At 39.9% G+C, this 8,474-nt stretch carries 14 protein-coding genes and 1 pseudogene; 12 read left to right on the forward strand and 3 right to left on the reverse strand.

Features of this window, described 5'->3' with window-relative positions:
* The first annotated feature begins 25 nt into the window (after positions 1 to 25).
* From N9I19_RS19685 to N9I19_RS19695, 3 genes are all read left to right on the forward strand, one after another.
* Positions 26 to 751, forward strand: coding sequence for a ZIP family metal transporter (locus N9I19_RS19685; protein WP_317778739.1), 726 nt, complete (start codon positions 26 to 28; stop codon positions 749 to 751).
* A 185-nt stretch (positions 752 to 936) separates the two neighbouring features.
* Positions 937 to 1,317, forward strand: coding sequence for a hypothetical protein (locus N9I19_RS19690; RefSeq protein ID WP_317778740.1), 381 nt, complete (start codon positions 937 to 939; stop codon positions 1,315 to 1,317).
* A 301-nt stretch (positions 1,318 to 1,618) separates the two neighbouring features.
* Entirely contained in the window at positions 1,619 to 1,882 is a 264-nt protein-coding gene (locus tag N9I19_RS19695) for a hypothetical protein (protein WP_317778741.1), read from the forward strand.
* Positions 1,883 to 1,941: 59 nt separating this feature from the next.
* Here N9I19_RS19695 and N9I19_RS19700 read toward each other — a convergent pair whose 3' ends face one another.
* Together N9I19_RS19700 and N9I19_RS19705 are read right to left on the reverse strand one after the other, a co-directional pair.
* Positions 1,942 to 2,295: a hypothetical protein gene (locus N9I19_RS19700; protein ID WP_317778742.1), complete on the reverse strand. Its 354-nt coding sequence runs from the start codon at positions 2,293 to 2,295 to the stop codon at positions 1,942 to 1,944.
* A gap of 233 nt (positions 2,296 to 2,528) precedes the next feature.
* On the reverse strand, positions 2,529 to 3,455 hold the full coding sequence (locus tag N9I19_RS19705; RefSeq protein WP_317778743.1) for an NAD(P)-dependent alcohol dehydrogenase: 927 nt from the start codon (positions 3,453 to 3,455) through the stop codon (positions 2,529 to 2,531).
* A gap of 190 nt (positions 3,456 to 3,645) precedes the next feature.
* Here N9I19_RS19705 and N9I19_RS19710 point away from each other — a divergent pair, with 190 nt between their 5' ends.
* From N9I19_RS19710 to N9I19_RS19725, 4 genes are all read left to right on the forward strand, one after another.
* Positions 3,646 to 4,215 carry a dihydrofolate reductase family protein gene (locus tag N9I19_RS19710; protein ID WP_317778744.1) on the forward strand — a complete coding sequence of 190 codons (570 nt, stop codon included), beginning with the start codon at positions 3,646 to 3,648 and terminating at the stop codon, positions 4,213 to 4,215.
* Positions 4,216 to 4,474: 259 nt separating this feature from the next.
* Positions 4,475 to 4,984, forward strand: a complete 510-nt coding sequence (locus N9I19_RS19715) for a DUF6773 family protein (RefSeq protein ID WP_317778745.1) — start codon at positions 4,475 to 4,477, stop codon at positions 4,982 to 4,984.
* An 11-nt stretch (positions 4,985 to 4,995) separates the two neighbouring features.
* The gene (locus tag N9I19_RS19720) at positions 4,996 to 5,193 is read left to right on the forward strand and encodes a helix-turn-helix transcriptional regulator (RefSeq protein ID WP_063235187.1); all 198 of its coding nucleotides are present in this window, start codon (positions 4,996 to 4,998) and stop codon (positions 5,191 to 5,193) included.
* A gap of 18 nt (positions 5,194 to 5,211) precedes the next feature.
* Positions 5,212 to 5,562 (forward strand): sigma-G-dependent sporulation-specific acid-soluble spore protein CsgA, encoded by a 351-nt coding sequence (locus N9I19_RS19725; RefSeq protein ID WP_250211702.1) that lies wholly within the window; start codon positions 5,212 to 5,214, stop codon positions 5,560 to 5,562.
* 46 nt (positions 5,563 to 5,608) lie between these two features.
* Here the strand turns inward: N9I19_RS19725 and N9I19_RS19730 are convergent, their stop codons facing one another.
* The gene (locus N9I19_RS19730) at positions 5,609 to 6,217 is read right to left on the reverse strand and encodes a hypothetical protein (RefSeq protein ID WP_317778746.1); all 609 of its coding nucleotides are present in this window, start codon (positions 6,215 to 6,217) and stop codon (positions 5,609 to 5,611) included.
* Positions 6,218 to 7,011: 794 nt separating this feature from the next.
* On the opposite strand from N9I19_RS19730, the gene N9I19_RS19735 reads away from it, so the two are divergent.
* From N9I19_RS19735 to gsiB, 5 genes and pseudogenes are all read left to right on the forward strand, one after another.
* Positions 7,012 to 7,230: a DUF1659 domain-containing protein gene (locus N9I19_RS19735; RefSeq protein ID WP_061464650.1), complete on the forward strand. Its 219-nt coding sequence runs from the start codon at positions 7,012 to 7,014 to the stop codon at positions 7,228 to 7,230.
* 44 nt (positions 7,231 to 7,274) lie between these two features.
* On the forward strand, positions 7,275 to 7,490 hold the full coding sequence (locus N9I19_RS19740; RefSeq protein ID WP_317778747.1) for a DUF2922 domain-containing protein: 216 nt from the start codon (positions 7,275 to 7,277) through the stop codon (positions 7,488 to 7,490).
* Positions 7,491 to 7,542: 52 nt separating this feature from the next.
* Entirely contained in the window at positions 7,543 to 7,698 is a 156-nt protein-coding gene (locus tag N9I19_RS19745) for a YvrJ family protein (protein ID WP_057913045.1), read from the forward strand.
* Positions 7,699 to 7,855: 157 nt separating this feature from the next.
* On the forward strand, positions 7,856 to 8,083 hold the full coding sequence (locus tag N9I19_RS19750; RefSeq protein WP_317778748.1) for a general stress protein: 228 nt from the start codon (positions 7,856 to 7,858) through the stop codon (positions 8,081 to 8,083).
* Positions 8,084 to 8,250: 167 nt separating this feature from the next.
* Positions 8,251 to 8,474: pseudogene (gsiB, locus tag N9I19_RS19755) on the forward strand (glucose starvation-inducible protein GsiB); the annotation flags it as partial.

Raw genomic sequence — 8,474 nt, forward strand, 5'->3', positions numbered from 1 at the left:
TATAAAAAGGAAATGGGGGGATAAGATGTGGAATGCGTTTTTTTGGGGAGGGGTTTCGGGTTCTGCTGTCTTGCTTGGCGCACTTGCAGCCATCTTCATTCCGATAAAGAAAAACATCATTGGCTATATTATGGCTTTTGGTACAGGTGTATTGATTGGTGCAGCAGCATATGAGCTGCTTGCAGATTCGGTGCGTGATGGAGGAATCAGGGCGACGGCAATCGGATTCATAGCAGGAGCCGCCGTGTTTACTGGCTTGGATTTTCTTGTTTCCAAAAAAGGTGCGGTTAAAAGGAAACGGTCCAATAATAGCTCTTCGAAAGAAGCGGGCCTGGCCATTTTTATTGGGACGGTGATGGATGCCATACCGGAGTCGATCATGATTGGTGCAAGCTTAATAAGCGGCGGCTCGGTAAGCTGGCTATTGGTCATTGCCATCTTCATCAGTAATATTCCGGAGGGGCTCTCAAGTACAACAGGTCTGCTCAAAAGTGACTATTCCAGGAAGAAAATCATGCTGCTGTGGTTATCCGTACTGTTCATTTCGGCACTATCCTCGATGTCCGGCTATCTATTCCTCGATCATGCCCCGGAATATATCCTGGCAGCGATGGCAGCCTTTGCAGGCGGCGGAATCATCGCCATGATCGCTTCAACGATGATGCCTGAAGCATATGAAGACGGAGGACCGATCACGGGCATATTCACCGCGGCAGGTCTGCTTATCTCTTTGGTTCTGGATTCAATGTGATAACGAAAAGCTGAGATTGTCCCCTTGGAAGGAAAGGGGGCATTTTTTTTGTATAAACTCTATCATAGTACGAAATGCATAGGCGAAATAAGGAAATCTACTCTAAGAATAATTGTTGGTGTTAAAATATCATTTCAAATCATACACTCTTCATATAGATTCCAGACATTGAGGAGATGTTAGAAATGAACTTCGAGATGCAAATAGCGAATATGCTGGCTGATAATATAAATGGTTTCATTACATTCGTCCGGGAAAATCATGAAAATAAAAACAATTGCCTTTGTTTAAATAGAGATAAATTGTATCAATTAAAACTTCTTGTTGAGGAGTTTAAGTTTCAAGTATTGGCCGATGAACTTAAACGAATCAATCGGTTTACATGGGATGAAAACTACACTGCTTTATTAGTTGATAGATTCAGAAAAGGGATGGGGATCATTGAGGAGTACGTTGAAAACAACTACAGTGACTTATTCATTTTTACCGCTAGACTTTACACATTGAATAACCTCAGCTTATTATTTTGCAAGGAGGAAGAATCGGGCACAGTCTTCCGCGAATAAAAGAAGAGCACATATTATCCTATATAATATGTGCTCTTTTTTATTGGCTGTTTTCACATACTTTGTTGCTATTTACCAGGTAGTGAGTTGTGGTTGATTTCCCCTCCAGATGCTCGCTTTCCGCGGGGCGGGCGGTGAGCCTCCTCGGCGTAAACGCCTGTGGGGTCTCACCTGTCCCGCTGCTCCCGCAGGAGTCTCGCACTTCCGCTCCAATCAACCTTATATAGTTTCGTTTTAAAAACAACAATCTTTACGAAAAGAGCCTTAGTTAATAAAGTAACTACAGATGAGGAGGTTATTTATGAAGGCGTATTTCCCTTTATATTCTTTTATAATATCAATTGCTTTAGTGGTGATTGGGGTTTTCATGCTAATTGATAATACAGCTGTTTTTCGATCGATTATGATAGTTGGAACAATTTCAGCACTGCTTTTAGCGTATTTCAGTGAAAATGGTAAATGGAGGAGTTTGTCTTTTGGTTTTACTATTTTAGTTAGCATTGTGTATTACATTGGCGTTGAATTTATCGGGTTTTTGTTTCGAAGCGGTGGTTTCGGAAATTGAATTTCATCGTAAAAAAGAAGCTAAAGTATACAAAGACTAATAGGGGCAGAGAGCTGCACCTATTTATTCGTCCATAACAGGATAGAAAAAGCGATTAATAAAGTGATCGTTTTTAGCACTGCCCTCCACTTTGATGATACATCTAACCATGTCAAAACAATGCCTAGCATTATTCCGATAGAAAGAAGTGCAACGCCAATCGTTTCCATCCATGTCATTTCAAAAATTGGTCCAAGCAAAAAGAATACCCAACCGAGTGTCACTAAACCAATCGTAGAGATAAAACGCTTACTCGTAAAATAAGTCTTCACATCATTTCGTTCTTCTTCTGACATCTTTTTATACTCCCGCCACATCATGAAGGCCGGAATCCCTAACATTAAAACTAATCGTACGATTGCATCTATATTCATTAAATCCTCCAGAAATTACAAGCTACCATCCATATACGATTGTTCCTGGTAAAAGTTTCAACATCTAGATTGGGAGCAAGCTGGAAGGACATTCCTTATAATGACTAATTATGCCGTTATACCCCTATAGATCCAATTGTCTAAGGGGTATTATCATGTCAAAAAGGAGAAAAAATTCTGAAGATGAAATGGCTTAAAGAAGTTCGCGAAATGCGGCAGTGTGCAAGGGTTTGTCAGGATTTATCATGATCGACCAGGGTTATGACTACATTTCCCTTTTTATGTCCTTTTTCTACATATCTATGAGCCTCGGGAATTTGCTCCAGCGGGTATCGTTTATCAATGACCGATTTTATTTTTTCTGTTTCGATAAGTTCCTTGAGGAGTAATAAATCTTCCGTACGTATCTTTGCTATCCCTTGTCCTTCAACAGACACGTATCGTCCGTTCGGGGTCAGAGCTTTCTTGCAAGTGGCTTTCGAACTTTTCCCGACTGCATCAAAGATGATATCATATCGCTCATTCCTTTTCGAAAAATCCTCTTCCGTATAATCAATTACCTTATCGGCTCCCAACGATTTCACCAATTCAAAATTGGCGGCACTGCATACTCCGGTAACTTCTGTCCCAAAGTATTTGGCAAGCTGTACCGCCGAAGTCCCTACCGAACCGGATGCACCGTAGATGAGGACTTTTTGTCCTTCCTGGATATTGCCTTTTCTGAAAAAATGCAGGGCTGTCGTTCCTCCAAAAGAAATGGCGGCGGCTTCCTCATAGGTCACATTGACAGGCTTAATTGCCATTGCCCCGTCTTCAGGTAAGCATGTGTATTCGGCATGGGCACCAAAATTCATTCCAGTCATGGCAAAAACCTGGTCGCCTTTTTTGAATTTTTTTACATTCCTCCCCGTTTCCTCTATCTCCCCGGCCAGCTCCACTCCCAGTATTGATTTTCGCGGTTTTCTAAGACCCAGGAAGATTCGCATCGGCAGCCATAACAAGAAAGGGCTCTTGAAACTCCGGACTCTTATGTCCCCTGAAGCCACTGTTGCCGCATGGACCTTTACCAGTATTTCGTTATCCTTGGGAGAAGGCTTTGCTACCTCTTTGAGTTCCAGTACATCGGGTGAACCGTATTTTGTGCATACCATTGCTTTCATAGCGAGCCTCCTTAATTTTTTGATTCAATCTTTTAATACTATGATAGAAGCTGTAATATAAAACTACATGTAAGCGAAACGGAAGAAACTTTTGTATGAAGCTTAAAAGCCCGGCATCGGTCAGGGGCAAGTGTATCGCTGAGCGGTCGAAACCTTAGGGGACATTCTATAAGACAAAGGAGCTAAAAGTATGACCATTAACGAAAGACCGAGAAGAATAGTTTTAGATTTAGCCGTTACTTTAGATGGATTTATTGAAGGGCCGAAAGGAGAAGTTGACTGGTGCATTATGGACTCTGAAATGGGGTTCATTGATTTCTTAAATGATATTGATACAATTTTTTATGGGAGAAAGAGCTATGATTTATGGGGACAATATACTCCAGAAAATGAGGTATCCGATACTGAAAAAGAAATTTGGAAATTAGTACATGGCAAAGAAAAATTCATGTTTTCCAAAACAAAAAAAAGCACGGATAATAAAGTAACAATCATAAATGATAATATTGTTGAAGAAGTCAATAAATTAAAGAAAAAGCCTGGTAAAGACATCTGGCTTTATGGCGGGGCAAGTCTAATTACATCTTTTATAAGATTTGGGCTGGTTGATGAATTTAGGTTATCTGTTCACCCTGTTGTTTTAGGGGAAGGAAAACCTTTGTTTATTGACATGAAGGAGAGATTGAATCTAAAACTGGTTGATACAAAAAGATTTTCCTCTGGCGTTGTTCAACTTTGCTATCATCTTAATGAAGAATAATTGCCAAGGTAATTCACGAGTAAAACTCCAAAACTCACGAGTAAAACCCCAAAACTCACGAGTAAATGCTTAGAATTCACGAGTAAATCCCCAAAACTTACGAGTAAAACCATAAAAGGAATCCATACTTGACGTGTGGATCCCTTTTTTTATACCTTTTGCCATTTATAAATTATAAAATGTAATATATATATTGCAAAAGGTAAAATAAATCATATAATAAGAGTAAGTAATGGAATTAAATGGAGGTCGAATGTTGATGGATTTATTTAAACGAACGAAAAAGATCAAGGATGAGCGGGTTGAGCACGTAAGAAATAAAATTTATAAAGAAATGTATCACGTCATCTTGGCCATTTGCCTGGTGAGTGCACTTTTCAAACTATATAAATATGGTGCAGGCAGCGGGGAGTTATATCTGGAATTCGTGATCATCATTGCAGGAGGGCTGTATTACTTAGCTCGTTCCATTTTCTTAGGTGTACTCTGGGATGAAGTGGAAATGCATGACCGGACTAGTAAAACACCGATGAGCAGGAAGACCATTTTTGGTACAGTTGCTTTAGCTCTCATCATCGCTACAATTTTGGGGGTGAATAGTGCTGTATCCTATGCGGATAGCAGTTCCCAGGGTCTATGGTATTTTGTATTGGTATCGTTTGTTTCAGTTATGATCTATTTGCCGATTTTACTTCTGTTTTTTGGTGGTATATACTTGCTAGCGAAGAAAATCGGAATGAAAAATAGCGAAGATAATAAGAAATTGTAGGTGCGAATCCTTTGAAAAATATAAAACTGAAGCTGGCGAGAGTAGAAAAGGACTTGTCACAAGATGAACTGGCCAAGATTGTCGGCGTTTCCAGGCAAACGATAGGATTGATTGAATCCGGGAAGTATAATCCCTCATTGAGTTTGTGCGTCGGTATTTGTAAAGCATTATCGCGTACATTGGATGATTTGTTTTGGGAGGAAGACTGATTAGGGGTATCCATTGACTTGGATATCTTTTTTTTAGGAATGTATCAACAAAAAATGGGGGAAGGTATAGGTGGAGCTGTAAGCAAAAATCTAACATTCGAGAGGGATGGTATGATGGATCGTACAATCGGTTACTTACGTGAGATATTGTCTAACTATACAGACCAATATCCTGAAGCGCAGGAAATTTATAATAAAATCAAAAGCGGACACTTTCATTCAGAAGAAGAGCTCGTCAATAAGCTAAGTGGAAAAGAAGCCAGACTCCTTAACCATATTCTTCCTCAAGAAATTAAGCATGCAAAGGAAGTCAGTGATACGGAACGGGTCTCTCAATTGTCGGAAGTATATGAACTGATTATTATATAATGAAACCTTGTCCATGGTGACCATGGACAAGGTTTTGTTGGTTTTTTTAATCCATTTCGCTAAGTGAATCCATATGGCTGGCTATCATGGCGATGATCGTGCTAGCTTCTTCCTTGCTGAAAATGAAATTTGTTTCATCCTTTATCAGGTCATCATCCGCTGTCCGAATCCGATTGATCCGTTTCAGCACTCCATCACCCGTTTCCTGCACAATCCCGAATTGATAGGTGACCTCCACTTCATTATCCTGGATATAGGCTGTAACTTCAGGCGTTTCCCAATCTACATCGATTTCGTATATATCGGAATCTCCGCCGCCGTCTGAATCATACGATTCATCATATTCATCATCCAGTTCATATTCATAATCGGTGTCATCCTCTTCCAAGTAATTATGGAAGCTCTCATGGACAGCATCGACTATATCTTCAATATCTGAAAGGATCACCTTGCTAATCTGCCCTAAATCCGGCTCGAAGGATTCCATATAAAATTCCTCATTATGCGGATCAAAAAACAGCGTGGAAAAGTAATCCCTCTCATTGTCGTCCAGCTCTGTATAAAATTCAATGCGTGGATGCTTAGACCCGCGTTCCACGATCATGCTGCCATTGCGGTCATATTTTTCACAAATTGATTTAAGATGATCCTGCAATTCCCCGCTTACTCTGTCAAATTATTCTAATGACATCCAACATCCACTTCCTTTCGTGATTATTATTTCCCGGAAAAGGAGAACATGACGTGCCATTTAAAGCCAAATGCAATTTAACTTCGCCAAAAAAATAATGAAACTTGTCAGTTATAAAAAAGTAATTTAAAGGGAAGATAAAATGAAATGAATTTCAAATATAAAAAACGGCTTAAATGTCCCCCATATTTAAACTATGGATGGAAAAAGCTATGATTTATTTAGCAGGCTCTATATAGAAATAAACTCCAGTTTCAGTGTCGATTGTAGGACTTACCTCACTAGTTTGTGTTTTAACGATTGGGCTTTGGTCTTTACTTAATCCGGTATAAATTGTAAAGTTCTTTCCTGATTGTGTTTTTGTTCCCCAATGATCTGAGATGAATATTTTTTGACTTTTTCATTCTTAACAAGTACATCTTGATCTAATGCAGTGTTGAAAATTGGAGAACGGAACTTATGCTATCCGATACCCCGGTTTTACCGTTTCAAATGGAAATGCAGGTTACGATTTGCATTACATCTAACATGCGTGGAAAAAACAAAATGAATCTTTGAACCAGACGGCCAGGTAAATATGCCGCTTTAATTTTTGGCGATGTAACAGTCAAATTATCATTGAAAGTCAAAACTAATATACCGATAAAAAGCTGCTCAAATGATGGGCGGCTTTTTATTCGTTTTCCTGAAGAAATTTCAAGACCATGCTACTTTCATTCCGAAAAAGTTTATATAGAGTGTGAAAGGGGGTGAGTGGCATGGCAAACCAGATTCCAGTATCAAGTACGTTGCGGATTGATTTTGAGACGGGGTTAAATGAAAATGGGGCTCTTGTTTTCAAGCGGAGGTCATTTTCGAACATCAAGGTTGAGGCAACGGCGGATCAGCTATTTTCGACAGCTGTTGCAATCGCAAGCGTGCAGAATTATCCAATGGGGGAAGTGACTCGAGTGGATACAAGTTCATTGATTGGTTAATCGACTTTTGGAACGATGTCGGAAGAGGGGGGAGGTGATTTGAAATGGCTAAAGTACTGGAAATGATTTTCGTTACGGAGGAAGGGAAGACAGCGACGATTTCCGTTGATAATCCGAAGCCGGTCAATGTTAATACGATTAAACTGGCAATGGAACAACTGATTGCGGGGAATGTGTTCGTTGCATCTTCCGGAGATTTCGTCGATTTGAAAGCAGCGCGAATTGTCGAGCGGAATGTCGAGGAAGTGGAACTGAACTAACGAACGGGAAGGGCATCTTTTTAGGACACCCCGGAAGAGAGGTGAATTACAAGTGGATCAAATCCTGCCATTTGTCAGTGATATTGGGTTCCCGATCATTGTTACCCTTTATTTGCTTCATAGGATTGAAACAAAATTGGATACTTTGAATGAAACCCTTGTAGAGCTGCCAGATCGCTTGCGAGAAGGGATTCCGAAGTCTGGTTAAGGAAAAGCGGGGAGCATCATGAGTGATAACATTCATGATGCTTTTCCTAATTGAAATGGAAAAGTTTTAATAGATTCTAGTTTTATTTCCAAACTATCGGGTATACATAAAACTGTAGCTAGTTCATGAAAAATCCAAATAATAAGGAGGAGTTTTAATGACTAACAACAATGAAAAAATGAGCAGGGAAGAAGCTGGCCGCAAAGGTGGGGAAGCGACAGCCAAAAATCATGATAAGGAATTTTTCCAGGAGATTGGCCAAAAAGGTGGAGAGGCCACTTCCGAAAATCATGGTAAGGAATTCTATCAGGAAATTGGCCAAAAAGGCGGAGAGGCACGTGCCAATCAACGTGATGGCGGCAAATCTGACGGGTCCAATGATTGAAAAATGAGCTGGGAGAAGCAGGGCTTAATGGCGCGGAAAAGAGTCGCCGTTAAATAGAAGAAGCGACCTGAAGTATTTAGCAGATTCTAGTTTTATAACCGTTCCAGCGGGTATATGACACATGTAGCTAGTTCATGGAAAATCCAAATAATAAGGAGGAATTTTTAATGACTAACAACAATGGTAAAATGAATCGTGAAGAAGCAGGACGTAAAGGCGGAGAAACAACAGCCAAAAATCATGATAAGGAATTCTATCAAGAGATTGGCCAAAAAGGCGGAGAAGCAACTTCCGAAAATCATGATAAGGAATTTTATCAAGAGATTGGCCAAAAAGGCGGAGAAGCAACTTCCGAAAATCATGATAAGGAATTTTATCAAGAGATTGGCCA

Origin of the sequence: Peribacillus sp. CSMR9, assembly GCF_033141925.1 — a bacterium.
GTDB lineage: Bacteria > Bacillota > Bacilli > Bacillales > DSM-1321 > Peribacillus > Peribacillus simplex_A.

Coding starts and splice junctions, on each gene's coding strand:
- N9I19_RS19700 (WP_317778742.1), bottom strand. CDS start 2,295: ATGAATATAGATGCAATCGTACGATTAGTTTTAATGTTAGGGATTCCG.
- N9I19_RS19740 (WP_317778747.1), top strand. CDS start 7,275: ATGGCTAAAGTACTGGAAATGATTTTCGTTACGGAGGAAGGGAAGACA.
- N9I19_RS19685 (WP_317778739.1), top strand. CDS start 26: ATGTGGAATGCGTTTTTTTGGGGAGGGGTTTCGGGTTCTGCTGTCTTG.
- N9I19_RS19715 (WP_317778745.1), top strand. CDS start 4,475: ATGGATTTATTTAAACGAACGAAAAAGATCAAGGATGAGCGGGTTGAG.
- N9I19_RS19710 (WP_317778744.1), top strand. CDS start 3,646: ATGACCATTAACGAAAGACCGAGAAGAATAGTTTTAGATTTAGCCGTT.
- N9I19_RS19750 (WP_317778748.1), top strand. CDS start 7,856: ATGACTAACAACAATGAAAAAATGAGCAGGGAAGAAGCTGGCCGCAAA.
- N9I19_RS19695 (WP_317778741.1), top strand. CDS start 1,619: ATGAAGGCGTATTTCCCTTTATATTCTTTTATAATATCAATTGCTTTA.
- N9I19_RS19690 (WP_317778740.1), top strand. CDS start 937: ATGAACTTCGAGATGCAAATAGCGAATATGCTGGCTGATAATATAAAT.
- N9I19_RS19735 (WP_061464650.1), top strand. CDS start 7,012: ATGGCAAACCAGATTCCAGTATCAAGTACGTTGCGGATTGATTTTGAG.
- N9I19_RS19705 (WP_317778743.1), bottom strand. CDS start 3,455: ATGAAAGCAATGGTATGCACAAAATACGGTTCACCCGATGTACTGGAA.